This is a genomic window from Alteromonas sp. G4i35, from assembly GCF_054960375.1.
Window position 1 is genome coordinate 92967 of record NZ_JBHNZD010000004.1, and the last position, 24415, is coordinate 117381.

19 protein-coding genes, 3 tRNA genes and 1 pseudogene are annotated in these 24415 nt (G+C 45.1%); 15 read left to right on the forward strand and 8 right to left on the reverse strand.

Annotated elements, in window-relative coordinates; genetic code table 11:
• Positions 1–173 precede the first annotated feature (173 nt).
• Both ACFI6L_RS03345 and betI read left to right on the forward strand, forming a co-directional pair.
• Positions 174–2597 carry a TonB-dependent receptor domain-containing protein gene (locus ACFI6L_RS03345; RefSeq protein WP_462573412.1) on the forward strand — a complete coding sequence of 808 codons (2424 nt, stop codon included), beginning with the start codon at positions 174–176 and terminating at the stop codon, positions 2595–2597.
• 73 nt (positions 2598–2670) lie between these two features.
• A complete protein-coding gene (gene betI / locus ACFI6L_RS03350) occupies positions 2671–3246 on the forward strand; it encodes a transcriptional regulator BetI (RefSeq protein WP_069943918.1) in 576 nt (191 codons plus the stop codon).
• A gap of 228 nt (positions 3247–3474) precedes the next feature.
• Here betI and ACFI6L_RS03355 read toward each other — a convergent pair whose 3' ends face one another.
• Positions 3475–5550 (reverse strand): M13 family metallopeptidase, encoded by a 2076-nt coding sequence (locus tag ACFI6L_RS03355; protein ID WP_110287704.1) that lies wholly within the window; start codon positions 5548–5550, stop codon positions 3475–3477.
• Positions 5540–6865 carry a GNAT family N-acetyltransferase gene (locus tag ACFI6L_RS03360; RefSeq protein WP_462573413.1) on the reverse strand — a complete coding sequence of 442 codons (1326 nt, stop codon included), beginning with the start codon at positions 6863–6865 and terminating at the stop codon, positions 5540–5542. Before ACFI6L_RS03360 ends, ACFI6L_RS03355 begins: the two co-directional genes overlap by 11 nt.
• 118 nt (positions 6866–6983) lie before the next feature.
• Between ACFI6L_RS03360 and ACFI6L_RS03365 the strand changes: the two genes are divergently transcribed.
• From ACFI6L_RS03365 to ACFI6L_RS03410, 10 genes and pseudogenes are all read left to right on the forward strand, one after another.
• Positions 6984–7442, forward strand: coding sequence for a regulatory protein RecX (locus tag ACFI6L_RS03365; RefSeq protein ID WP_014948670.1), 459 nt, complete (start codon positions 6984–6986; stop codon positions 7440–7442).
• A gap of 297 nt (positions 7443–7739) precedes the next feature.
• Positions 7740–10337, forward strand: coding sequence for an alanine--tRNA ligase (alaS, locus tag ACFI6L_RS03370; protein ID WP_462573414.1), 2598 nt, complete (start codon positions 7740–7742; stop codon positions 10335–10337).
• Positions 10338–10471: 134 nt separating this feature from the next.
• A complete protein-coding gene (gene csrA, locus ACFI6L_RS03375) occupies positions 10472–10663 on the forward strand; it encodes a carbon storage regulator CsrA (RefSeq protein WP_012517705.1) in 192 nt (63 codons plus the stop codon).
• Positions 10664–11228: 565 nt separating this feature from the next.
• Positions 11229–11320 (forward strand) — tRNA-Ser (locus tag ACFI6L_RS03380).
• Between the two features lie 37 nt (positions 11321–11357).
• A tRNA-Arg gene (locus ACFI6L_RS03385) sits at positions 11358–11434 on the forward strand.
• A gap of 53 nt (positions 11435–11487) precedes the next feature.
• Positions 11488–11564: transfer RNA gene (locus ACFI6L_RS03390), tRNA-Arg, on the forward strand.
• A 141-nt stretch (positions 11565–11705) separates the two neighbouring features.
• A pseudogene (locus ACFI6L_RS03395) lies at positions 11706–12139 on the forward strand (acyl-CoA thioesterase).
• Between the two features lie 542 nt (positions 12140–12681).
• Entirely contained in the window at positions 12682–12969 is a 288-nt protein-coding gene (locus ACFI6L_RS03400) for an OadG family protein (RefSeq protein WP_462573415.1), read from the forward strand.
• Positions 12970–12988: 19 nt separating this feature from the next.
• Positions 12989–14809: a sodium-extruding oxaloacetate decarboxylase subunit alpha gene (gene oadA / locus ACFI6L_RS03405; protein WP_462573416.1), complete on the forward strand. Its 1821-nt coding sequence runs from the start codon at positions 12989–12991 to the stop codon at positions 14807–14809.
• A gap of 3 nt (positions 14810–14812) precedes the next feature.
• Entirely contained in the window at positions 14813–15943 is a 1131-nt protein-coding gene (locus ACFI6L_RS03410) for a sodium ion-translocating decarboxylase subunit beta (protein ID WP_462573417.1), read from the forward strand.
• A 171-nt stretch (positions 15944–16114) separates the two neighbouring features.
• Here the strand turns inward: ACFI6L_RS03410 and ACFI6L_RS03415 are convergent, their stop codons facing one another.
• Genes ACFI6L_RS03415 through pspF form a run of 6 tightly spaced genes read right to left on the reverse strand, consistent with a single transcriptional unit; the run spans position 16115 to position 22711 of the window.
• Positions 16115–16921: an ATP-binding cassette domain-containing protein gene (locus ACFI6L_RS03415; RefSeq protein ID WP_014948676.1), complete on the reverse strand. Its 807-nt coding sequence runs from the start codon at positions 16919–16921 to the stop codon at positions 16115–16117.
• On the reverse strand, positions 16921–17916 hold the full coding sequence (locus ACFI6L_RS03420) for a peptide ABC transporter ATP-binding protein (protein ID WP_014948677.1): 996 nt from the start codon (positions 17914–17916) through the stop codon (positions 16921–16923). The genes ACFI6L_RS03415 and ACFI6L_RS03420 overlap by 1 nt, the downstream gene beginning before the upstream one ends.
• 1 nt (position 17917) lies before the next feature.
• Entirely contained in the window at positions 17918–18811 is an 894-nt protein-coding gene (locus tag ACFI6L_RS03425; RefSeq protein WP_014948678.1) for an ABC transporter permease subunit, read from the reverse strand.
• Positions 18798–19766, reverse strand: coding sequence for an ABC transporter permease (locus ACFI6L_RS03430; RefSeq protein ID WP_014948679.1), 969 nt, complete (start codon positions 19764–19766; stop codon positions 18798–18800). The genes ACFI6L_RS03425 and ACFI6L_RS03430 overlap by 14 nt, the downstream gene beginning before the upstream one ends.
• 59 nt (positions 19767–19825) lie before the next feature.
• Positions 19826–21586: an ABC transporter substrate-binding protein gene (locus tag ACFI6L_RS03435; RefSeq protein WP_014975926.1), complete on the reverse strand. Its 1761-nt coding sequence runs from the start codon at positions 21584–21586 to the stop codon at positions 19826–19828.
• Positions 21587–21589: 3 nt separating this feature from the next.
• Positions 21590–22711, reverse strand: coding sequence for a phage shock protein operon transcriptional activator (gene pspF, locus ACFI6L_RS03440; RefSeq protein WP_039226406.1), 1122 nt, complete (start codon positions 22709–22711; stop codon positions 21590–21592).
• Positions 22712–22933: 222 nt separating this feature from the next.
• Here pspF and pspA point away from each other — a divergent pair, with 222 nt between their 5' ends.
• The 3 genes from pspA (at position 22934) to pspC (ending at position 24375) form a co-directional block, all read left to right on the forward strand.
• Positions 22934–23617: a phage shock protein PspA gene (gene pspA / locus ACFI6L_RS03445; RefSeq protein WP_014948682.1), complete on the forward strand. Its 684-nt coding sequence runs from the start codon at positions 22934–22936 to the stop codon at positions 23615–23617.
• Positions 23618–23692: 75 nt separating this feature from the next.
• Positions 23693–23932: an envelope stress response membrane protein PspB gene (pspB, locus tag ACFI6L_RS03450; RefSeq protein WP_014948683.1), complete on the forward strand. Its 240-nt coding sequence runs from the start codon at positions 23693–23695 to the stop codon at positions 23930–23932.
• Entirely contained in the window at positions 23929–24375 is a 447-nt protein-coding gene (gene pspC, locus ACFI6L_RS03455; RefSeq protein WP_014948684.1) for an envelope stress response membrane protein PspC, read from the forward strand. The genes pspB and pspC overlap by 4 nt, the downstream gene beginning before the upstream one ends.
• Positions 24376–24415: the final 40 nt, after the last annotated feature.

Below are 24415 nucleotides of genomic sequence, written 5' to 3' on the forward strand. Positions count from 1 at the left end.
CTTTGCTAAATTTCTGGCGCCGTTTATAGCTGATGCGTGTTTACTTGGATGTCATTGAATAAACAAACATGAAAAATGTTTTATTAATTGATTGTTCAATTAAACTTAACGCTACTGTAACAATTCCTCCCTAGAGTAGTGAGTAAACATTACACAACTACTTTGGGAAACACATGAAAACACACAATAAACTCTCGTTAGCTGTACTTGCAGCACTTTCGTCTATGACTACACCTACAGTGGCGTGGGCAGAGGAAGCAGAGCGTGCTGACGAAGAGCGCATAGAAGAAATTACCGTTGTTGGGCGAAGCGTTTCTTACGCGAATAACGCAACGAGCGACGATATGTTTAAACAACAGGCTAATCTTAGCAGTGTGCTAGCCGCGGTTGATAACCTGCCGGGTGTGCTTATTAACGAAGGTGATACCTTTGGGGCTGATGACTGGTCAACGTCTATTGTTATTCGTGGCTTTCAAGTAAACCTAAACGAGCAGCAAATTGGCATGACGGTAGATGGCATCGCCAACGGTAACTCGAATTACGGTGGTGGCGCGAAAGCGAATCGCTATATTGATACCGAAAACGTAAAAGGTGTTGAAGTTTCTCAGGGTACGGCGGATATCGCTTCCCGTTCACACGAAGCCTTGGGCGGCACACTGAATTTCACCACCATTAACCCGTCTGCGGAGCAGGGCTTAATAACCAGTGTAACTGCGGGTTCATTTGATGCTTCAAAATACTATGTACGCTACGAAACAGGCGAAATCTTTAAAGATACTTACGCGTGGATAAGCCTTTCAAGTCAAGAAAGTTCTGACTTTATGCAGCAGACAGCAGAGAACACCCGTGATCATTTAGCCATGAAGTTTATCTCTACCGTTAACGACGTGTCTCTTACAGGTTACCTGTCTTACGACGATACCCACGAAGATAACTACCAGCGCATATACGGGCTGGCGCAATATGAGCAAAATCCAGATTGGGACCAGTTAACTGACGAGTGGACAGGCGTGCCTTATCAAGATCAGGCGTATCGTCGAGGTTGGTCTACCCTACGCGAAAACCTTTTCGCTTATTTACAGGCTGACTTTACTATTGGCCAGGTCGATTTTATGACTAACGTGTATTATCACGACAATGAAGGACGCGGCGAATGGGTTCCACCCTATATTGTTGATATCACTGATGACGGAGCAGAAGGGCACTCAGAGCTTATTGTTGGAAATACAGTATTCGGTGGAGAGGAGCTGGGACAAATCTACTTTGTTGATAGACAAGGCAACCAGCTAAGCCCTATTGAGGGGTGTCAAAGCTCACTGACCTTCCCTTATGGTGGTGCAGGTGCAGAATATGATCCAGGCTGTCATGCGCAAGGCGCTATTCCAGTGGGCTCATATCGTCACACCCATTATGATAAAGAGCGATTTGGCATTAATGCTGATGCTGTGTGGTACACCAAAATTGGTGATTTTGATAATACCGTACGCTTTGGTATTTGGTGGGAAGACTATGAGCGTGGCGAGTCTCGCGATTGGCATAAAATTACCAACTCGTCTATTAGTGTCGATTATGACAACGTGCCTTACTGGGTGCAGTACGACAGAACCTTCCCAGTTGATACCTTGATGTACTATGTGGAAGATGAGCTTGATTTAGGCTTTGCCCGCATTCGCGCTGGTGCCAAGAAGTTTAACGTAGATATCGAGAAAACGGACAACTTTGATTCAGCCAACAACTTAGCGGTGAATACTGACTCAGATACCTTATTCTCAGCCGGTATCGTCGCACCTTTACCCATTGAAGGAGTGGAAGTTTTCGCAGGTTACGGTGAGAACTTTGCGGCAATCAAAGATGCACAACTAGAGCGCAACGATACTGACCTTCGCTTTATAAAGCCAGAAACCGCTGACAACATTGACGTAGGTTTCCGCTATTCTTCACCTGGTTTCAATGCCAGCGTGACCTACTACAATATTGAGTTTAACGACCGTATTCAATTTACCAGTAACGAAACCTCAGAGGGTATAGACTTTCTTGAAGCAGCCGCGGGTGGATACAAAAACGTGGGCGGTATTGAGTCTAGCGGTTTTGAAATTTCAGCAGACATTATGCTAACCGAAGAGTTTTCGTTGTTCACTTCTATTACCTTAAGCGAGTCAGAATATGTTGCGACGGTAGGTAGTTCAGGTACGCAATACGATACACTTGACGATGCGCTGGCAGCCATCGCTGACCCTGAAAACCCTGAAGTGTCACTGGTAGCTATTGAAGGTAATACGGTTATCGGTACGCCTGACACTATGGCGGTAATTAGCCTTGATTGGGCACGCGATAACTACTTTGCAGGCCTGTCTACCAAGTACGTTGATAGCCGCTACCTGGATATTGATAATGCAGCACAAGTTGATGACTATATCGTTAGCGACTTCTATATTGGCGGCTTTATCGAAAACATTGGTTCAGGTGCTGAAGAGCTAGAAGTGCGTTTAACAGTAAACAACCTGTTTGATGAAGACTATGCGTCTACCATTGCACCAGGTGCATTTTGGATTGGCGCACCTCGCGCTGTTGCAGTCAACGCACGCTTAACCTTTTAATCGTGATATCATGCCTGCGGCGGCATTGTGCTGTCGCAGGTTATTTTTTAGATTTAAGGTTTGGAGTTGTAGCATGCCCAAGGTGGGAATGGAGCCAGTTCGCAAGAAGCAATTAATAGAAGCAACGCTAGAAGTGATGGCAGAAGTTGGCTATCACGGTACAACGATTAGCTTAATTAGCAAAAGAGCTGGGCTTTCTTCAGGGATAATCAGTCACTATTTTGGTGACAAGCAAGGTTTAATTGAAGCAACGATGCGCCACCTTCTCGATGCGCTAAAAATCACGCAGCGTATTGACGATCCCCTAGAGCGGATTGATTTCATTATTGAAAATAACTTTTCACAAACGCAAGGGGCGAGTTCCGCCACCAATACTTGGTTCAACTTCTGGGCGTTGTCACTTCACAACGAAGGCTTGCATCGTTTGCAGTGTATTAACCACAAACGCTTAGAGCGTAATTTAGCGTTTAGTTACCGCAAGCTACTTAAACCTGAGCAGGTCAAAAACGCCGCTGCGTCTACCGCTGCATTAATTGATGGGTATTGGCTTCGTTATTCCATGGGCAGTGTGGGTAACGGTGATTTTTCGGAAGCTGTAGCCCGTTGTAAGCAATACGTTCGCGATTTAGTTGCCCAATACGGAAGATAAATAAGCAAACGGAAGTTAAACAAGTACTCGCGGCTGGCGTATAAGTACCACTGATCGAATACTGATTAGAAAAATAAAAAGGGCGGTTCGAGATAAGTCGAACCGCCCTTTTTAATTATCTACACTTTCTAAATGAGCTATGCGGACTGGTATTAGCTGGCGCCAGATACAAATCGCTATCCGGCGCGAGAAGCTAGCATGTGCTCACTAAGTGCTTAACTCAATGAGTTACCAAATTCTTACGCGCTCTTCTGGCGCAAGATAAAGTGCATCACCTGGTTTCACGTCAAACGCTTCATACCATGCATCATGGTTTCTTGGAGCTTGTGCACGATAACGACCAGGCGCGTGTGTACCTGCGCGAAGTTGATTCAGCATGCTTTCTTCAGTGCGTTTTTCTTTCCACACTTGTGCCCATGCAAGGAAGAAACGCTGATCGCCTGTTAGGCCGTCAATTACCGGCGCTTCTTTGCCGTTAAGGCTAAGTTTGTAGGCGTGGTAAGCCATGGCTAGACCACCCACGTCACCAATGTTTTCACCCAAGCTGTTGCGACCATTTACGAAGTTACCTTCGATAGGCTCGTACTGGCTGTATTGCTCGGCTAGCATATCCGCTTTTTCTTCAAACGCTGCGCGGTCAGCATCGGTCCACCAATTGCGCTGAATACCGTTTGCATCTGACTTCGAGCCTTGATCGTCAAAACCATGTCCCATTTCGTGACCAATTACCGCACCGATTGCACCGTAGTTAACTGCTGCGTCGGCGTTTGGATCAAAGAATGGTGGTTGCAAAATAGCCGCTGGGAATACAATTTCGTTGAACGAGCTATTGTAGTAGGCGTTAACGCGCTGCGGTGTCATACCCCAGCGATTGCGATCCGTTTTCTCTAGCTCACGTTCTACCGATTGGTCTTGGAAGAATGTGCGTAGGTTTCGAACATTGCCTACTAAGTCTTTGTCGCTGATGGTTACGCCGTCGAAAGACTGCCATTCGTCTGGGTAGCCAATTTTAGGGTTAAATGCCATTAGCTTTTCTTTGGCATTTACCTTGGTTTCTTCGCTCATCCAGTCTAGGTTTTCAATACGCTCACCTAGTGCTGTACGCAAGTTTTCAACCAGCTCTGCCATCTGCTCTTTTGAGCTTTCTGGGAAGTATTCGTTTACGTAGATCTTGCCGATAGCAAAACCAAGTGACTCAGTACCAGACATTTGGCTCACTGCGCGTTTCCAACGAGGACGAGGCTCTTGCTGACCGCTTAGTGTACGACCAAAGAAGTCAAAGTTGGCTAGGTAGATATCTTCAGAAAGGAAATCCGCATTGTTTGAAATAGTGTGATATTTCAAGTACGACTTCCAATCAGCGAGATCAGCTTCGTTAATAATTTTAATAACGTCTTTTACTGGCTCAGGCTGTGTAATATTTAGCTCAGGTACCTTATAACCGGTTTGAGCAAAATACGTATCCCAATCAAAGCCAGGGTACTCGTCAGACAGCTTGCTACGTTCAATCTGGTTAAGAGTAAGATCGCGGTCACGGCGTTTTTCGCGAGGCCACTGAATTTCTGCAATTTGTGTTTCAAGGGCAAGAATGTTCGCCGCTTTTTCAGCTGCGTTTTCTTCGCCTGCAAAATTTAGCATCTGCTCGATGTGCGCTACATAAGCTTCACGAATTTTAACAAAACGTTCGCTATCGCTCAGGTAGTAGTCGCGATCAGGAAGGCCTAAACCACCAACACCAACACTTAATTGGTATTCATTTGGGTCAAGGCGGTTGTACCACATACCGCCGCCAATTGGCGTGGTTGAGCCTACTAACCAGCTGTTACCAAATGCTTTGGTTAGGTCAGTTTTGTTTTCAATGCTATCGATAGACGTGAGTACGTCTTTAATTGGCTCAATACCTTTCTCGTTGATAGTATCGGTATCCATATAAGCAACGAAAAAGTCGTGAACAAGCTTCTCTTCTGCATTTAGTGAAGACTTTTCCATTAGCCCATCAATGATGTTTTTAACTTGCTCTTCACTACGCTCTGCAAGACCCGTAAACGCGCCGTAGCGAGTTTTGTCAGCGGGCAGCTCGTAGTTGTCGTACCATGTACCGCTCGCGTACATGAAGAAGTCATCACCAGGTTTTACCGCTTCATTGCGAGCGGTCAAGTCTACGCCAAAAGAGCCTAGTTCCGCTTCGCCCTTCATTTCTGGCGCTTCAACATTGCTGGTTTGTTCTTGGGCTTGTTCAGGCTGACCGCAACCAGCAAGTCCCAAAGATGCCGTAATCGCTACGGCAAGAAGTTTATATTTCATCGTTTTTCTCGTTGTGATTATAAGTGTCGTCGTTAGGTGCAGTGACACTCGTTGTTTTTAAAGTAGGCACAAATTCCTTGTTAAACGGTAAAGCATTCCGTGCCTGATTAAAATAGCTTGCGATATGTGGCGTTTCTCGCTGTAAAAAGTCTGCTACAGCAGTGTGAAACGACGGATGTTGTAATTTGTGATGAGAACGGCAATAAATGGGCTCGAAGCCTCGAAGTATTTTATGTTCACCTTGGGTGCCGGGATTAAAAAGCGATAGCTTTTTCTCAATGGCGAATTCAATGCCTTCAAAATAACAGCAGGCAAAATGTAGCCCGTCTATTTCTTTCAGTGCTCCCCAGTATCTGCCATACAGTCCTGTCTCATCATAGAAAAAGAGGGCGCTGGCTACTGCTACCTCATTCTCTATTGCCGTCACTATAAGCATGTTATCGCTCATGCTCTCGACTAGCTGCTCGAAGAACGCATCGTTCAAATATCCCACGTGACCGCTTCGTTTTAAATAGGTTGCTTTGTAACACTTTGTGAAAAACTGCAGTGTCTCTGGACTAATCTCATTGCCAGTATGATGGGTAAAGCGGACGCCTTGCTCGTTCAGTTTACGTCGACTTTTCTTGATATCTTTTCTTTTGCGGGAGGTAAGCGCGTTAAGAAAATCGTCGAAATCACCATAACCGTAGTTATGCCACTGAAACTGAACTGCGTATCGGGTCAGGTAGTGGTTGGGAATACTGGGTTGAACTTTGAATTGGTCATTAGGCAAATCAGCGGCTAATGCACTGGCCTCAGGCTCGCCTTTACCAATAAGTTGAGCCGAGGTGCTTTCATTGGGAAATAGCCAATGAAAAGAAGATAAAGCCTCACCAAATACGGACTCTACATACGCTGTCAATGTATTTTCCAGTTCACTTAAAAGTGACGGAGTAAGCGCAATGTGTCCATCAGAAAGTAGTCTAGAGCCTGTTACAGGCGTGAAGGGGATGGCCGATATCCATTTAGGATAATAGTCGAGACCGTGCTGTGCATAAGCATTAGCCCATGCGTGGTCAAACACGTATTCACCGTAGCTGTGAGTTTTCAGGTAGCCGGGAATAACGAGATTAACAGGCCCATGCTGGCTCTGCGCTATAGCAATATGGCAAGGCTGCCACCCAGATTCATTGCTGCACGAGCCGCTGCGTTCTAGCGCATGTAAAAATTCATAAGAAACGAAAGGACCCGATTCTTTTGCGAGGTATTGCCAGCGCTCTTTAGAGATCTGTTCAATCGAATCTATTATTGTTATGCGATAGTTGGATGCTGTCATGCAGTTTACATCATGTAGAGGTTAAGTGCGTAAAACGCTAGATAGTCGCAATGTACGAGTAACTAACGCTAAAATAACGCGGTTTCTACGTTTAATACAGAAGAGTAAGTTTACAAAAATGTCAGAGTTCGACCGAAAAATCATTACCGACGCGATTACTCGCATGCTGGCACGACGAGAGCATAGCTTTAACGAGATTATGCGAAAGTTGCAGCAGAAGGGAATAGCGAGTGATGCTTTCATGCCTATTCTGGAGGAATTCAAAGATGCTGATATCCAAAGCGATGCTAGATTTGCAGAAAGCCGAGCTCGCGCACTGTATTTAAAAGGGAAGGGACCCCGCGCAATTAAATTAGACTTACAGCAATACGGTGTAGATGAAAGTACCGCAGAACACGCAATGAGAGAGATTGACGCTGACTGGTTTGAAAGTGCTAAAAAAGTAAAAGAGAAAAAGTTTGGCGAGTTTTATGAAACCGAATTCGCGTTGAGACAAAAGCAGAAACAATTTCTTCAATATCGTGGCTTTTACCAAGATCACATTGAATATGCTGTAAGCGCAAACGAATCTAGCTAAAACGGCTGGTTTATGCTCATGTTTACCGACAAATAGATGCCGTTGGCGATTCGTTTTATGAATACTGGCTATTTTCGTCTACTTAAAGTGAAATTTGAGCCTATCTTCTCCCCGTTACACTTAACAAAATTGCGTTATCCATGGTATTGTTGCGCAAATTTGTGTGCATTTTAATTATCCAGAGAATTATAGCGAGGATAAGCGTATTGCGTATTCGCAAACTGCCCCGATTATAAAGCTCATTAGAACAGGCAAATCGCACGTTTCAAAAATAGAATAAAGGAAGTTAGGTTTTCAATGACATTATCAACTGCTGACTTACGTAACAAGTTTATCGATTATTTTAAAAGCCATGGCCACCAAGCGGTGGCGAGCTCGTCACTGGTTCCGGCAGATGATCCCACACTTCTTTTTACCAACGCGGGCATGAACCAGTTTAAAGACTGTTTTTTAGGTGCGGAAAAACGCAGCTATACCCGTGCGGTATCGTCACAGCGCTGCGTTCGCGCAGGTGGTAAGCATAACGACCTTGAGAACGTAGGTTACACTGCGCGTCACCATACCTTTTTTGAAATGCTGGGTAATTTCAGCTTTGGCGATTATTTCAAAAAAGAAGCGATAGAGTTTGCATGGAATTTCCTTACCAAAGAAATTGGTTTGCCAAAAGAAAAGCTCTTAGTCACCGTTTATTCTGAAGATGACGAAGCTTTCGACATCTGGGAAAACCATATTGGTGTTCCAAAAGAAAAGATTATTCGCATTAGCACGTCAGATAACTTCTGGTCTATGGGCGATACCGGTCCATGTGGTCCTTGTTCTGAAATCTTTTACGATCACGGTGCGCACATTTGGGGAGGTCCTCCGGGAACACCAGAAGAAGACGGCGACCGCTTTATCGAAATTTGGAACCTGGTATTTATGCAGTTTAACAAACAAGCTGACGGTACCATGGAGCCACTCCCTAAGCCTTCAATCGATACCGGTATGGGCCTAGAGCGTATTTCCGCTATCTTGCAGAACGTGCACAGCAACTACGAGATCGACCTTTTCCAAAACTTGATCAAATCAGCAGCATCAATTGTTGGAAGCGAAGATTTAGAAAGTAAATCGCTACGGGTTATCGCCGATCACATTCGTTCGTGCAGCTTCTTAATTTGCGATGGCGTTATGCCATCAAATGAAGGGCGCGGATACGTATTACGCCGCATTATTCGTCGCGCTGTTCGCCACGGCTATCAGCTTGGCGCAAACGATATCTTCTTCTATAAACTTGTGGCATCACTTGCCAAAGAAATGGCTGAAGCGTATCCAGAACTTGTAGACCAGCTACCGGTTATTGAAAAAGTACTACGTGTTGAAGAAGAGCAGTTTAGCAAAACGTTAGCCCGTGGTATGGCTATCCTAAACGATACATTAGAAACTCTAGAAGGCGACACAGTGCCGGGTGACGTAGTGTTCAAGCTTTACGACACCTATGGTTTCCCTACTGATTTAACCAATGATGTAGCACGAGAGCACGACCTTAAGATTGACGAAGAAGGTTTTGAAGCTGCTATGCAAGCACAGCGTGCCCGTGCACAGCAGGCTAGCAACTTTGGTGCAGACTACAATAGTAAACTCGCCATTGACCACACAACCTCATTTACTGGGTACACCGATGTAGAAGGCCAGGCGAATGTGGTTGAACTTATTGCCGACAATGCGTTTGTTGAGAAGCTTGAAGACGGTCAAGAAGGCGTTGTGGTATTAGACAGCACACCGTTCTACGCTGAAAGTGGTGGTCAGGCTGGAGATAAAGGTGTGCTTCGCGTGGCAAACGGTGAATTCATCGTTACCGACACCCAAAAAATGGGTAATGCGTTTGCACACAAAGGTATTGCTAAAGGTTCGGTATCTAAAGGTGATACGGCAACCGCAGCGATTGATGCAGCAAATCGTGAAGCCATTAAAAAGAACCACAGCGCAACGCATTTACTTCATGCAGCACTGCGTGAAATTTTAGGTGAGCACGTAACTCAGAAAGGTTCATTGGTTGAAGCGCCGCGCATGCGTTTTGACTTCTCGCATTTTGAGGCGGTAACGGCTGAGCAGCTTGCTGAGATTGAAAGACGAGTTAACCAAGAAATTCGTGCAAATCACACGTTAGCAACTGAACTAATGGATTTGGATGAAGCCAAAGCATCAGGCGCAATGGCGCTATTTGGTGAAAAGTACGACGAAAAAGTTCGCGTGGTAACCATGGGGCCATTCTCTGTTGAGCTGTGTGGTGGTACTCACGTTACACGTACTGGTGATATTGGCTTGTTTAAAATTACCAGTGAAGCGGGTATTGCATCGGGCGTTCGACGTATCGAAGCAGTTACTGGCGAGCATGCACTTGAAGTCGTGCAAACCCAACAAGCGACACTGTCTTCATTGTCTGCGTTATTGAAAACAGACAGCCAAAATGTACTTGATCGCGTAGTTTCTCTACAAAATCAGACTAAAGAACTAGAAAAAGCACTCAATTCTGCGAAACAAAAACTGGCGAGTCAGCAAGGTGCTGATATGCTTAGTAATGCAGTAGAGATAAATGGCGTTAAAGTTCTTATTGCGAATTTGGAAGGTGTTGAAGCGAAGTCATTGCGTTCAATGATGGATGACATTAAAAACCGAATTGGTGAAGGGATCGTAGTATTAGGTGTGGCTAATGACGCGAAAGTGAATCTTATTGCTGGCGTTACTAAAAACCTCACTAGTAAAGTTAAAGCGGGCGAGCTAGTTAACTTTGTTGCATCACAAGTAGGTGGCAAAGGGGGCGGTCGTCCAGATATGGCACAGGCAGGCGGTGACCAGCCTGAAAACTTGGGCCAGGCGCTAGATTCGGTTAACGCTTGGTTACAAGATAAGCTATAATTATTTTTGTGTATAACAGTGAGTTTTTGAAGTGACGCAGAAACATGGAATCACTGTCGCTTCCATCGGGTCGTGCCGATGGGTTGGCAAATCTTAATGGATGATGTTCAGTATTAAGGAACAGGAGCAAGCGAATGCTTATTTTGACTCGTCGAGTTGGTGAAACGCTTATGGTTGGTGACGATGTAACCGTTACCGTACTAGGTGTAAAAGGGAATCAGGTACGTATCGGTGTGAATGCACCAAAAGAAGTTTCTGTGCACCGTGAAGAGATATACATGCGCATTCAAGCAGAAAAAGGCGGTCAGCCAGGCTCTGCAGAATAATTGCATTATACGCTTCATTGGAAAAGGTCAGCTTACGCTGGCCTTTTTTGTTTTAAGTGAGTAAATCTTATCGGGCTTTAGCGCAAGTCTATTGTTTCTGTTCTATTTCGCCAGAAATGACGTTGTGATGTCTCGCGCTAACGACCAAGTTAAGTCTCTGGGTCGTGCACAGCTTTTTTCTAGCACAATGCCTTCTGGGTGGACGATTTTTAAATAGAGACATTTACCGCTTTATTTGAGATTTTGGAGCGTTTTTAAATAACTTAAGTAAGTAATACGAATCAGCGTACTTGGTTATGAACAATTAAATTCAAAACTTTTTGATATTATTTTTGAAAAATTGACTAAATTATTAAGGCGGGTCAGTTAAAACTGCAATGAAGCTGCGCATATTCAAATGCAAATTAACGAGCATCGTTAAATAAAATTCGGTTTAATTGCTTGTATTGCGAACAAATTACTGGTTTTTTGCTCGAATCGTTTAAAATGGCAGCGGGTGAACAATTTCTTTATAAAAAAGGTTTGACTCAGGCCAATGAATCCGTAAAATGCACCCCGCAGTCAAGGAGAGGTGGGTGAGTGGCTGAAACCAGTTCCCTGCTAAGGAACCATACGCATATACGCGTATCGAGGGTTCGAATCCCTCCCTCTCCGCCATTATTCGTTGGCAGTGACGGCCAACAACAAGTTTTGCGCGTGTGTAGCTCAGCTGGATAGAGTACCTGGCTACGAACCAGGCGGTCGGAGGTTCGAATCCTTCCACACGCGCCACTTATTTTAAAGCGTCACCTTTTGAGGTAGAATTCAAAAGTACACAAGTTTACGCGTGTGTAGCTCAGCTGGATAGAGTACCTGGCTACGAACCAGGCGGTCGGAGGTTCGAATCCTTCCACACGCGCCATATTGAAAAACCCACCTTTTTAGGTGGGTTTTTTCATTTCTACTCCTTTTATTTTTGTTCTCTCCACTTTCGTCTAAGCGCGCTGTTCAAAATTTAAGCTAAACTTAATGTGTCTAACAGCAGTAAAGCGCGAGGTACGCTATGGCACATCCATCTACTACTTTTCGATTTTTAGCAGAACCTACCGACGTAAACTTTGGCGGTAACGTTCACGGTGGCATGCTCTCTATAACAGCTTAATGAAATGGATTGACCAAGCAGCCTATGCCTGTGCCGCGCAGTGGTCCAAATGTTACTGCGTCACGGTGTCTGCCAATGGCATACGTTTCATAAAACCTATAAAAGTAGGTCAGCTAGTTGAGATAACCGCATCGTTGGTACACACTGGAGCGTCAAGTATGCATATCTATGTTGTGGTTAAATCGGGCGACGCCACGGAAAACACTACGTCGGTCGCAAATCGCTGTTTTATAACTTTTATGGCGGTGGACTGTGAGGGAAGCCCAGTAAATGTGCCTGCTTACGTACCCGAGGATGAACGACATATGCAGCTAGATTTATACCAGTCCGCATAGATAATCACCCACTCAGCGAGAGTTAAAATGTTCGTAATCGCGGCGTGTTACCGTAGGTATAGTGGTTCTACATCGAGGTGACACAACAAAGAGTACGGACATTTTAAACTCGCCCTTCGGGAAGGTCTGGCAAGCTTCCTAGCTGCATTCTGGGAATTTGAAAGGGAACAGCCATTCCTGCATTCCCACGCTTTGCTAGGAAACTTGCCAGCGCCTTCTGAGTGGGCGATTATCTATGCGGATTGGTATTGTTGGCGATGCATGCGAAAGATTTCGCTAAACAGCTAGACAGTGACTTTACGGAAAATATAGGCTTTCATTAAGGCGTGAGTATAAATGAACGTAAATGTAGATTGCTGGCATCGGCAACGCTTATGCTAATTCCTAAAATATACTTTTGTTGCAAATTTATTAAAGAATAATGCATTAAGTTTCATTTTGGCGGGTTTTATTCATTTTAAAGTGGTTTTTTATGCTGCTTTGTTGTGTTTTGAAAAACCACGTGATACTTATTCAGGTACAAAATAACAACAGGATTGAATATGGATTCGGGATCCGTCGCTAGCCTGCTCTTTGAAGCAGCTTCTCTTATGCTTATAGGAATGGTATTCGTTTTCTCATTCTTAGGGCTTCTTATTGTGAGTATTCATCTCATTGCCCGATTTTGTGAAGCTTTTCCCGGTGAAACAGCAGTGCCTTCAGCTAATTTAAAAGGGCCTTCAGCTAATTTGAGTCGAAACAATCAAGCGGTACAACCAGGAATAGACGGAAACGTTATCGCAGCTATTTCTGCCGCAATTCATACCCATCGCCAAAATTCTAAAAAATAAAGCCTAATCAGGAGTTACCATGTCTAAGCCTCTGGCCCTTACCGAGCTGGTTCTGCGTGATGCCCACCAATCCCTTCTTGCTACGCGCATGCGTATTGAAGATATGCTTCCCATAGCGGAAAAACTAGATAAAGCTGGCTTTTGGTCAGTTGAATCTTGGGGTGGTGCTACATTCGATGCCTGTATTCGTTATTTAGGGGAAGACCCTTGGGAGCGCATCAGAAAGCTAAAAGCAGCCATGCCTAACACGAAACAGCAAATGCTGTTGCGTGGTCAAAATCTATTGGGTTACCGCCATTATGCTGACGATGTTGTCACTCGCTTTGTAGAGCGTGCTCACGAAAGTGGCGTAGATGTATTTAGAATTTTTGATGCCATGAATGACATTAGGAATTTGAAAACCGCAATAAAAGCGACCATAGACAGTGGCGCTCACGCGCAAGGGACAATTTCTTATACGGTAAGCCCTGTGCACAATCTTAAGCTTTGGCTCGAAATGGCGAAACAGCTTGAAGACCTAGGGGTTCATTCTATCTGCGTAAAAGATATGGCTGGGCTTTTAAAACCGTACGAGTGCGAGGCATTGATTACCGGATTAAAAGAAACGGTTGATGTACCTATTGCCATGCAGTGCCATGCCACAACAGGGTTGAGTACGGCGACGTATCAAAAAGCTATCGATGCCGGCATTGATATGCTGGACACGGCTATTTCTTCAATGAGCATGACTTATGGTCATAGCGCAACTGAGACCATGGTTTCTATCGTAGAAGGTACAGAGCGCGATACGGGTATTGCACTACCCGAACTAGAAGAAATTGCCAGTTACTTCAGGGAAGTAAGAAAGAAATACAGCAAGTTCGAAGGCAGTCTCAAAGGGGTAGATGCACGTATTCTTTTGGCTCAAGTACCGGGCGGAATGCTAACCAACATGGAAAGTCAGCTTAAAGAGCAGGGCGCTGAAGATAAATTCGAAGAAGTGTTAAAAGAAATTCCACGGGTAAGGGAAGATCTTGGGTTCATTCCTCTTGTTACGCCAACCTCACAAATCGTGGGCACGCAGTCAGTGCTTAACGTACTCACCGGCGAGCGTTACAAAAGCATTACAAAAGAAACCGCAGGCGTTCTTAAAGGTGAATATGGCGCTACCGCAGCACCAGTAAACAAGGAGTTGCAGGCGCGTGTGCTTGATGGCGCAGAGCCCGTGACATGCCGGCCTGCTGACAATATTGCACCAGAGCTGGATACACTGAGTAAAGAGCTTGATGAACTGGCTGAGAAAAAGCAACTATCGCTGTCAGACGATAAAATTGACGATGTTTTGACTTATGCCTTATTCCCACAGATAGGCCTTAAATTTATCGAAAACCGCGGAAACCCTGACGCATTTGAACCTGCACCTAGCGATCAAGAATCACAAAGTTCGAATGCACCTAAGCCTGCTGACGCCAAGTCAAACTCACAGGGGGCTACAACGAGTGAAACTTACGATGTAAATGTAGATGGAAAAGTGTATCGCGTTGAAGTGGCGCCTTCAGGTACGCTGACGAGCGTTACACCTGCTAGTGGCTCTCAGACGCAAGCACAGCCTCAAACTAAGAGTGCTGCGCCATCAGCCTCTACTTCTTCTCAGTCTATTGATGCACCGCTTGCAGGTAACGTGTTCAAAGTCTTGGTGAGAAACGGCGACAGCGTGTCAGAAGGCGATGTGGTGATGATCTTAGAAGCCATGAAAATGGAGACAGAGATCCGCTCCGCATACACCGGTACGGTCACAGACATTACCGTAGGTGAGGGCGATGCCGTAACCAGTGGTCAACCGTTAATCTTATTGGGGTAGTACATGGATAAGTTAATGGTACTTTGGGATAGTACCGCGCTTGCGCACTTTGAAGCCGGCCAGCTTATAATGATGGCAGTGGGTTTCGGCTTGTTGTACTTGGCAATTGTTAAAAAGTTTGAGCCATTGCTTTTACTGCCCATTGGTTTTGGTGCATTGCTTACTAACATCCCTATTGCTGGTTTTTCAGAAGCGGGTGGGTTGCTGCACTACATATACAAAATCGGCATAGATACAGGGGTATTTCCTCTGCTCATCTTTATGGGGGTAGGCGCAATGACTGATTTCAGTGCGCTTATTGCTAACCCCAAAATGTTGTTACTTGGCGCAGCTGCGCAGTTCGGTATTTTTGCTACCTTGTTTGGCGCGATAGCGTTAAACCTTATACCTGGCTTTGAGTTTACGTTAAAGGACGCGAGCGCCATTGCTATCATAGGTGGCGCGGATGGGCCGACGGCTATTTTCCTTGCCTCACGGCTTGCACCTGATTTGCTTGGTGCGATTGCAGTCGCTGCATACTCTTACATGGCGTTGGTGCCTATTATCCAGCCGCCCATCATGAAAGTGTTGACCACAAAAGAAGAACGCGAGATAAAAATGGGTCAACTACGACCTGTGTCAAAGCGAGAGAAGATTATTTTCCCGCTTGCTGTTCTGTTTATGACTATCTTGTTTTTACCTGCAGCAACGCCACTTGTCGGTATGTTCTGCTTCGGTAACTTAATGAAAGAGTGTGGCGTGGTAGACAGATTGAGCAAAACAGCCCAAAACGAGCTCATCAATACGGTCACCATTTTCCTTGGTTTAGCAGTAGGATCAAAGTTATCAGCTGAAGCATTCCTTACGGTCGAGACTTTAGGTATTTTGGGGCTTGGGGCTATCGCGTTTGGTATAGGCACTGCCGCAGGCGTACTCATGGCCAAGCTAATGAGTAAGCTGTCGGGTGGCAGTATAAATCCACTGATTGGCGCAGCTGGCGTCTCTGCTGTGCCGATGGCAGCCAGAGTGGTGAACAAAGTTGGGCTAGAAGCTAACCCTCATAACTTCTTACTTATGCATGCAATGGGGCCTAACGTGGCTGGCGTGCTAGGTAGTGCGGTTGCCGCAGGTATTCTATTGGCTCTGGTTGGCTAGAAAGCACAAATGCATTGCTGTACAAGGGGCAATTTATTTGCCCCTTTTTTATTGCATGGCGTTTGTTCAAAAAAAGGCTTTCTAGGGTTTTCTTTTTGTGACGAGTAGAGCGTGCCAGTTCGGTACGTAAGTGCGCTTCTCAAAGAAAACAGCACCCAAACGATAAGCTCTTTATTCTCGAATTGTGTTTTGTGGCACCAGAGATTGGTAGGCGGTAACGAGTTTCTTAGTGCGCGTATGCTGGGGCCACCTAAAGATAGTTTCGGTCTTGCCTTCTTCTACAATTTCACCGCCTTCCATCACAATAATCCTGTCTGCAATGTGTCGTACAATACCCAAGTTGTGACTAATAAAGATAAACGCCAAGCCAAGTTCTTGCTGAAGCTTCAATATAAGATTCACCGTTTGCGAACGAATGGAAGGGTCTAACGCTGCAAAGGGTTCGTCAGCCACCAACACTTTGGGCTTTAACACAATGGCTCTGGCTAGCGCTACGCGCTGCTGCTGTCCATCAGAAAGCATATGTCGATAAAAGTAATAGTGTTCGCGCAAGAGGCCTACCTTCACCAACATATCTTCTATAATTGGTTTGCGTTCTGCTTCGCTTAGACCTGTATTCAAACGCAATGGCTCATCCAAAATTTTTCCCACAGGAACCGATGGATTCATCGACTCGGAGCTATGCTGCAAGATCATACGAATGTCATGGGTACGTTTTTGTTGGCTATCTTTAGACTGGTATTTGGCTAAATATTTGTGCGTGTTAATTTCAATTTCACCTGCATCAGCAGGCAGTGCACCTACCAAGAGCTTAGCCAACAAGGATTTACCTGAGCGGTTTTCACCAATAATTGCAATGGTTTCACCGCGCTTTACGCTTAAGTTCACTGGACCAAGTTGAAAAACTTCAGGACGTTTTAGCCAACGTTTCCTTTCGTTATGAATAAACGTGAGATCTTTAACCTGCATGATATCCATTACAGCTTCTCCATATGTAGAGGGAAGTGACAGCTGTAATTGTGATCGTGAATTTTACGCACGGCTGGCGTTTGTACACAGGCGCGCTGTGCACGAGGGCAGCGCGGACCTAATCGGCAACCAATAGGCAAATGCTGTAGTGTGGGAATAGAGCCACCAAGCGTGGGTAGCAGCGATTTCGGTGGTAAATCTTTTCTGAAGCTCGGCGCACTGTCTAGTAATGCTTTTGTGTAAGGGTGCAGAGGGCGCTTCTTAATGTGCTTCATTCTACCTGATTCTACAGTCTGCCCTGCATACAACACCGTCATAGAGTGAGACATACTTGCAATTGCCAGTAGGTCGTGACTAACAAACAAGATCGAGAGCGAGCGGGTCTGATTCAAACGCGTGAAGAGCTTCAGAATTTGTGTTTTTGTTGTAGGTTCCATTCCCCGAGTTGGATCATCGGCGATGAGCAATTTAGGTTGTGAAACCAAGGCCATCGCAATCATGAATTTTTGACCTATGTCAGCCGGTATTTGATGAGGAAAAGCGCTTAAATAATGCTTGTGGTACTTTATTCCTACTTTGTGAACGGTGCTTATTGCGATCTTTTTGCGGTGTTGTGCTCGTTGCCAGAACCAGCTCCCTTCAACAAATTCATCGGGAATGCTCTCTTCCAACTGCTCTCCAAGCGTTGCCGATGGGTCTAAACTTGCCTGTGGGTTTTGGAACACGACCGCTATTTCTCGGCGCATTACCTCACGACGCTGCTGCACAGACATACTCAGCAGGTTTTCACCATTCCAACTCATGCGGTCAGCCGTTAAATTCCATTGGCTAGGAAGGGCTCCGCAAATGGCGGACACGATCAAGCTTTTGCCTGAGCCAGATTCTCCTACCAGTGCGCGAATCTCCCCGCTGCTAACTGACAGGTTAACCTTGTCCAACGCTTTAATTGCGCCATCGCTGCTCTGCATTTCCAAGGTGAGGTTTTTAATATCAAGCATTGGCATATTAATGACTCACTCTTTTTCTAAGTGCTGAACGCAAACCGTCACCCACAATGTTGATAGATAGCACCATGAAGAATATTGCCATGCCGGGGACGGCAACGTTCCACGGTGCTAGATAAGCAACATCTAGCCCATCAGCTAGAATAACGCCAAGTTCAGGAAGCGGTGACTGTGCGCCTAAATTCAGAAAACCAAGTGCAGATATGTCGATAACGGCAATAGAAAGTGCAAGCGTGCCCTGTACAACCAGCATTTCGGTCATGTTGGGTAGTATAGAATGAACAAAAAGTTGCCATCTACTGGCACCGTCCAATTTAGACGCCACTATATATTCTTTTTTCATTTCGGCGCGCACAAAACTTCTTGTGTGGTGCACAAACTGTGGAATAAGTGCAAGGGTAATTGCCCACATGCTGTTAACCAGACCGGTACCCAATATTGCAACGATAATAATCGCAATAAGTAGCGTGGGAATGGCCATAAGTGCATCGAGTAAGTGGTTGACGATACTTGAGCGAACACCTCGCAGCATGCCAGCAAAGGTCCCAAGGCTAACGCCGACTAACATGGCAAGCACAACAGTAATGAATGCGGAGCCTAGTGTGATGCGACACCCATAAATTATGCGGGTAAATAGGTCTCTACCCAACGCATCAGTACCGAAAATGTGCGATATAGAGCCATTAGCTAACCAGCTAGGCGGTATTAACAGTCCGTCGATATTTTGTTCCACGGCATCATAGGGAGTGATGATTGGTGCGAACAGCGCGCAAACAACAAACAACGCCAGCATAATCAGGCCAAGCATGGCGATGTGGCTCGCTTTAAATGATGCCCAAGTCCGTTGCCACGGCGACGGATGGAATTCTTCGTCGTATAAACTAAACTGTGGCACGTTCGTATTTCTCTCTGCTTGGGTCAATCATTCGGTTAAACAAATCAACGAGAATCGTGAGTGTAATTACTACCGTGGATACTGCCATCATACCAATTCTAAGGGCAGGGTAATCTCGCTGATAAATAGCTTGAATCAGCCAATTACCGATCCCCGGCCAAGAAAACAAGGTTTCGACAATCATCGCGTTCGTTATTAATGTCGTAATTTGTATCGCCATTAGCGGTAAAATGGGCAGTAACGCGTTGCGCAGAATATGACGAAAGAATATCTGCCAACTTGAAAGGCCTCTAGATATTGCTGCAGCGATATAGGGGCGGTGTTTCACGTCTATAACAGAACGTCTTGTTATACGTATCATCGAAGCGGTGGCGATAGCACCAATGGCAAACGTAGGTAATGCTAAGTGCGATAACGCATCCTTGAAGGCTAAGGTCTTGTTTTCTATGTCAGACAATAATATATCAATGAGAATAAAGCCTGACACGGGTTCGATGTTATAAAGCAAACTGATACGACCCGACAGCGGTGCAGCGTCTAGCTGCAAACTGAAAACCAATATAAGCAGGAGCGCAAACCAAAAAACAGGAAAAGAATAGGTTGTTATACTTGCACTATTTATTAGGTGATCCGACGTTGAATAGCTGCGAATCCCCGCATAATAACCAAGCGGTATTCCAATGAATAACGCCATCAACATGGCATAGGTTGCCAGTTCTATTGTGGCTGGCATCGCAATACCTACCTCTTCTCTTAACGGCAGGCCTGACGTAAAGCTGTATCCCCAGTCACCAGTGAGCAAATTGCCTACATAATAGAAAAACTGGAAAATATAGGGCTGATCTAGTTTAAATTGCCGCTCCAATGCCGCGCGTTGAATTTCATTTTGCGGCACGAGTCCTGTTAGGTTTTCAAGTGTATCGCCTGGAAAAAGGTAGGCGAGTGAAAACGACATAATCGCTAACACCAAAAGCGTTAATATAAATAAAGTGCAGTATCTTACGAGGATCTGGATCACAGTGCTTTTTTTACTCCACCAAAGCGTACACCGCCAAAGGGATTAATGGTCATTCCTTCTAGTTCATTCCTGTATGCCTGATAGCGATAGGCATGTGCGATGGGAACAAGAGGAAGGCGTTCGTATAATAATCGGTTAACTTGCCGGTATATGGCTGTGCGTTCTTCAATATCATCTGTCTGAAGAGCGTCGTTGAGTAACTTATCATAGTCTTCACTGCACCACATGGCACGATTTGTACCTGAGGGTATAGCGCCACAGCTCAATAGCGGACGATAGAAGTTATCTGGGTCTCCGTTGTCGGCAGACCAACCAATTAATACCGAGTCGTGCAGGCCTTCCTGAAGATGGCGTCTGAAGGTAGTCCAATCGTAACTGACAATGGTTGCTTCTACGCCTACATCACGCAAATAACGCTGAATGAGCTCGGCCATCTTTGTTGCGTTAGGATTGTAAGAGCGTTCAACAGGCATAGCCCATATCGTCATAGAAAAGCCGGCCTTAACTCCGGCGTCAGCTAATAATTTGCGCGCTAGAACTGGATTGTAGGCGGTATCGTCTGCGTCATTTTGAAACGCCCAGCTTGCCGCAGGCAGCAGGGTCTTAGCTCTAGTAGCACTGTCAAAATACACCGCTTCTAGCAATGTGTTCTTATCGATTGCGGCCGCTAGCGCACGTCTTACATCTGGGTTATCAAAAGGAGGGCGTTGAGTGTTAAACGCCCAAAATCCAATGTTTAGTCCTGGTTTTTCCGCTAGCGTCAGATCTTCTTTTGCCCGAATCACTTCAAGTTCAGTCTGTGCAGGAAAAGCGGTAGCGTCACATTCACCTGTCATTAATTTAGCCAGTCTCAGTGAGCTTCTTGGCGTAATGTCAAATATAAGCTGCTCTACAACAGGGCGCGTTTCGTCACCGTTTTGTGCTGTACCATCTTGAACAGTATCTTCGCCACCTTGGCCATTTTCAACTTCTTGGTTGGCACTCTCTACAGTATTGTTATCGCTTAGGACTTCATCACTCGTAGGCGCATCTTCCATTTGGTCACGCCAATAGTTGTCGTGGCGCAGGAACTTAATGAAATGATCTTTGCGATAGCTATCGAATTTAAAGGGGCCAGTACCTACTGGAAGCTCATCGATTTTGCCCGGCGTGCCGGTCTGTGCCAGCTGGTTAGCATATTCTTCTGATAAGATAACGGCGAAATCGGTTGCTAGATTTGCCAAAAATGAGCTATCCCTGCGCTTAAGCGTAATTTCAACGCGGTAGCCGTTTACGCGCTCTACCGACGCGATATTTTGTGCAAGGCCTATGCTTTCGAAGTAGGGATAGCGCCCACCAGATACGTAGTGGTATGGATGGGAGCGTAGGCGCCATCTGTCTATACTGAAGATAACATCGTCGGCGTTAAAGTTTCGTGTTGGCGTGAAGTAGCGCGTATTGTGAAACCATACATCCTTTCTCAGTTGAAAAGCGTAGGTAAGACCGTCATCACTCACTAACCAGCTACTCGCCAAACTAGGCACGATGCGGCCAGACTCAGGGTCGAAATCAAGCAATCTGTCGTAGAGCTGGTGTGAAGATGCATCTGACGTTGTACTTGATGTATCTAGCTGCGGATTGAAGGTAACTGGATTGCTTTCTGAGCAGTATATAATACCCGTATTGTAAAACGCTTGTTTGTTCTGCTTAGCACAGGATGCAACAAGAAGCGCTGTACATATACATAATGACAAACGCTTTACCAAACCATGGGACATGTTTTACGCCTCGACGCTTTCCGCGGAAGAATCTAGTAAGTTATATTTCTTGAGATAGCCTCGCAGCTGATGATACGTCAGGCTCAATTTTTCAGCAGTCTTCTTCTGATTAAACTGACTGTCAGCAAGTGCCTGTTTTATCATATCTATCTCATGTTGTTGAGAACGTTCTTTCAAATCTATGGGATATTCAACAATTTCTGGCTTTTTCACTGGTGCCAGTGGCGTAATGTCTGCACTTTCAATGCGTTCATTGGTGGCAGCGGCCTCTGAAGGGGACTGAGTAACGGGTGAGTCGGACGTATTCACTCTGTCATTGGTCTTCACTCTACCTTTCGGGCGATAAGCTGACTCAAAGGGGTCAAGAACGATTTCATGTACGGGCAGATGAGGATTATTTGTTCGATACACTGCACGTTCGACCACGTTCTTTAGTTCACGTATATTGCCTGGCCAATCGTAGTCAAGAAGGGTCCGCTTTGCCTTCTCTGTAAAGCCGCTGAATAATTCCATTTCCATTTCACGGGCCATATTAATAGCAAAGTTTTCTGCCAACATCATGATATCTTCCCTACGCTCGCGTAGCGGAGGAATGGTAATTACGTCAAAGGCAAGTCGGTCGAGTAAGTCTGCACGAAATTCACCTGCATCGGCAAGCGCGGGCAAGTCTTCGTTTGTAGCTGCAATAAGGCGTACGTCAGTTTTTACTGACTTGCTTCCGCCAACGCGCTCAAATTCGCCATATTCGACAACGCGCAGTAGCTTCTCCTGAATAAGGCCAGAAGTATTAGCTAGTTCATCAAGAAATAAGGTGCCGTTGTGGGCCACTTCAAAGCGACCTTCGCGGCGTTTTGAGGCACCGGTGAACGCACCTGCTTCATAACCGAATAATTCACTCTCCAATAGGCTTTCACTTAAGGCAGCACAATTAAGCTTAATATAGTTTTGATCCCAGCGCTTAGATAAGAAGTGAAGTCGCGCGGCAATAAGCTCTTTACCTGTGCCTCGCTCACCAATTACCAGCACGGGTTTATCTAGCGGTGCAATTTGTGAAATTTGCTCTAAAACTTCTAGAAAACTATTCGCTTGGCCAAGTAAATTGTCTTGCTGTCGATACCTACTCATTAAATCCCTCAAAAGTTAGTCATTTCGACCAATTAATAGTGTAGAACAAAACATGTTGAGAAACGAGTATTATTTGAACTTATAAAAAGTGTATGAAAAATAGCAGGTTAGTACAGTTATAAAGTTGGCAAGCATATTGAATACAACTAATACCAAGAGTAACCTATTTATCAAGTGTGGTGTTTTTTAAACACTTACCATTTTTAGCAAGAGGTAATTATTATGGGTATCTTCTCGCGTTTTACAGATATTGTGAATTCGAATATTAATGCGCTTTTAGATAAAGCGGAAGATCCTGAGAAAATGGTTAGATTAATCATTCAGGAAATGGAAGACACATTGGTTGAGGTGCGCTCAGCATCAGCAAAGACCTTAGCCAACAAAAAAGAAATTGTTAATCAAATTGCAAAGTATGAAAGCGATGCAAGTGACTGGGAAGCCAAAGCTGAGCTTGCTTTGAGCAAAGACAGAGAAGACTTGGCGCGTGCTGCGCTGCAGGAAAAGAAGAAGTCTGCAGAAGCTGCTGAAGCGTTAAGTAAAGAGCTGGCTATTGTTGATGAGCAAATCAGCAAACTTCAGGATGAAATTGGTCAGCTTCAAGAAAAGCTAGCGGATGCGAAGAGTCGCCAAAAAGCGATTATTATGCGCCAGAAAACTGCAAGCTCTCGTCTTGAAGTGAAAAAGACGCTGGATAGCACTAAAGTAGATAATGCGATGGGACGCTTTGAGCAATATGAGCGTAAAATCGATGACCTTGAGTCGCAGGTTGAAGCTTACGATCTAGGTAAGAAAACGTTACAGGATGAGTTTGCTGAACTAGAGGCCAGTGACAAAGTTGAAGACGAACTTGCTGCGCTTAAAGCGAAAGTAAAAGGTGCAAACACAAGCACCGAAAAATCAGAATAATAAGAATAGGGTGTACCCTCCGGATGTGAAATCGGAAGGAGGGTAATTACATCAGAGTTTGTAGGAGAGATTGAGATGGATGAAGGTACGATTGCAATGTTGGTGATGCCCCTTGTGGTGTTTTCAATATTCGTTGCTCCAATTTGGCTAATATTACACTATCGAAGCAAGAAGCAAGTGAATCAGGGATTGAGTGCAGAAGAGCACGCATCTTTGCAAGACTTAGCCGAGAAAGCCGAGAAAATGAGCGAACGCATTGAAACTCTAGAGGCCATTTTAGACAGCGAGGCACCTGAGTGGAGGAATAGAGCATGAGAAACGGTAAGCAGCTCTATCGCAACCCAGAAAATGCAAGAATTGCAGGCGTGTGCTCGGGTGTAGCTGAATATTTCGGCTTAGAAACTTGGTTAGTAAGGATTTTAGTTGTAACAGGTTTCTTCTTGTTAGCCGGACCTTTCATATTTGTTGCATACATTGCAGCTTGGTTCATTCTCGATAAAAAACCTGTTGGGTTAAAAAATGCACCAACGCAACCTGTTTTCTCAAAAGGTAAGGGATGGACAAATCCCAACGGTGGTCAGGTAAAAAGCCCAAAAGTGGAAGTGAAAACGAAAGTTTGGCAGGCGGGCGAGCCACCAAAACAAGCGTTTCACGATATTCGTAATCGTTTTGAAAAAGCAGAAGTTCGACTTCGTAAAATGGAAACTTATGTAACGTCTCGCGAATATCAACTCAATAAAGAAATTAGCCGTCTTTAATTAGCGATGGCGCACCAAGCAAACTTGAATTAAGCCGCTC

What these genes read in the sequence shown, in the direction of transcription:
- ACFI6L_RS03345 (WP_462573412.1), top strand. Translation starts at nt 174, where the DNA reads ATGAAAACACACAATAAACTCTCGTTAGCTGTACTTGCAGCACTTTCG.
- betI (WP_069943918.1), top strand. Translation starts at nt 2,671, where the DNA reads ATGCCCAAGGTGGGAATGGAGCCAGTTCGCAAGAAGCAATTAATAGAA.
- ACFI6L_RS03355 (WP_110287704.1), bottom strand. Translation starts at nt 5,550, where the DNA reads ATGAAATATAAACTTCTTGCCGTAGCGATTACGGCATCTTTGGGACTT.
- ACFI6L_RS03360 (WP_462573413.1), bottom strand. Translation starts at nt 6,865, where the DNA reads ATGACAGCATCCAACTATCGCATAACAATAATAGATTCGATTGAACAG.
- ACFI6L_RS03365 (WP_014948670.1), top strand. Translation starts at nt 6,984, where the DNA reads ATGTCAGAGTTCGACCGAAAAATCATTACCGACGCGATTACTCGCATG.
- alaS (WP_462573414.1), top strand. Translation starts at nt 7,740, where the DNA reads ATGACATTATCAACTGCTGACTTACGTAACAAGTTTATCGATTATTTT.
- csrA (WP_012517705.1), top strand. Translation starts at nt 10,472, where the DNA reads ATGCTTATTTTGACTCGTCGAGTTGGTGAAACGCTTATGGTTGGTGAC.
- ACFI6L_RS03400 (WP_462573415.1), top strand. Translation starts at nt 12,682, where the DNA reads ATGGATTCGGGATCCGTCGCTAGCCTGCTCTTTGAAGCAGCTTCTCTT.
- oadA (WP_462573416.1), top strand. Translation starts at nt 12,989, where the DNA reads ATGTCTAAGCCTCTGGCCCTTACCGAGCTGGTTCTGCGTGATGCCCAC.
- ACFI6L_RS03410 (WP_462573417.1), top strand. Translation starts at nt 14,813, where the DNA reads ATGGATAAGTTAATGGTACTTTGGGATAGTACCGCGCTTGCGCACTTT.
- ACFI6L_RS03415 (WP_014948676.1), bottom strand. Translation starts at nt 16,921, where the DNA reads ATGGATATCATGCAGGTTAAAGATCTCACGTTTATTCATAACGAAAGG.
- ACFI6L_RS03420 (WP_014948677.1), bottom strand. Translation starts at nt 17,916, where the DNA reads ATGCCAATGCTTGATATTAAAAACCTCACCTTGGAAATGCAGAGCAGC.
- ACFI6L_RS03430 (WP_014948679.1), bottom strand. Translation starts at nt 19,766, where the DNA reads ATGTCGTTTTCACTCGCCTACCTTTTTCCAGGCGATACACTTGAAAAC.
- ACFI6L_RS03435 (WP_014975926.1), bottom strand. Translation starts at nt 21,586, where the DNA reads ATGTCCCATGGTTTGGTAAAGCGTTTGTCATTATGTATATGTACAGCG.
- pspF (WP_039226406.1), bottom strand. Translation starts at nt 22,711, where the DNA reads ATGAGTAGGTATCGACAGCAAGACAATTTACTTGGCCAAGCGAATAGT.
- pspA (WP_014948682.1), top strand. Translation starts at nt 22,934, where the DNA reads ATGGGTATCTTCTCGCGTTTTACAGATATTGTGAATTCGAATATTAAT.
- pspB (WP_014948683.1), top strand. Translation starts at nt 23,693, where the DNA reads ATGGATGAAGGTACGATTGCAATGTTGGTGATGCCCCTTGTGGTGTTT.
- pspC (WP_014948684.1), top strand. Translation starts at nt 23,929, where the DNA reads ATGAGAAACGGTAAGCAGCTCTATCGCAACCCAGAAAATGCAAGAATT.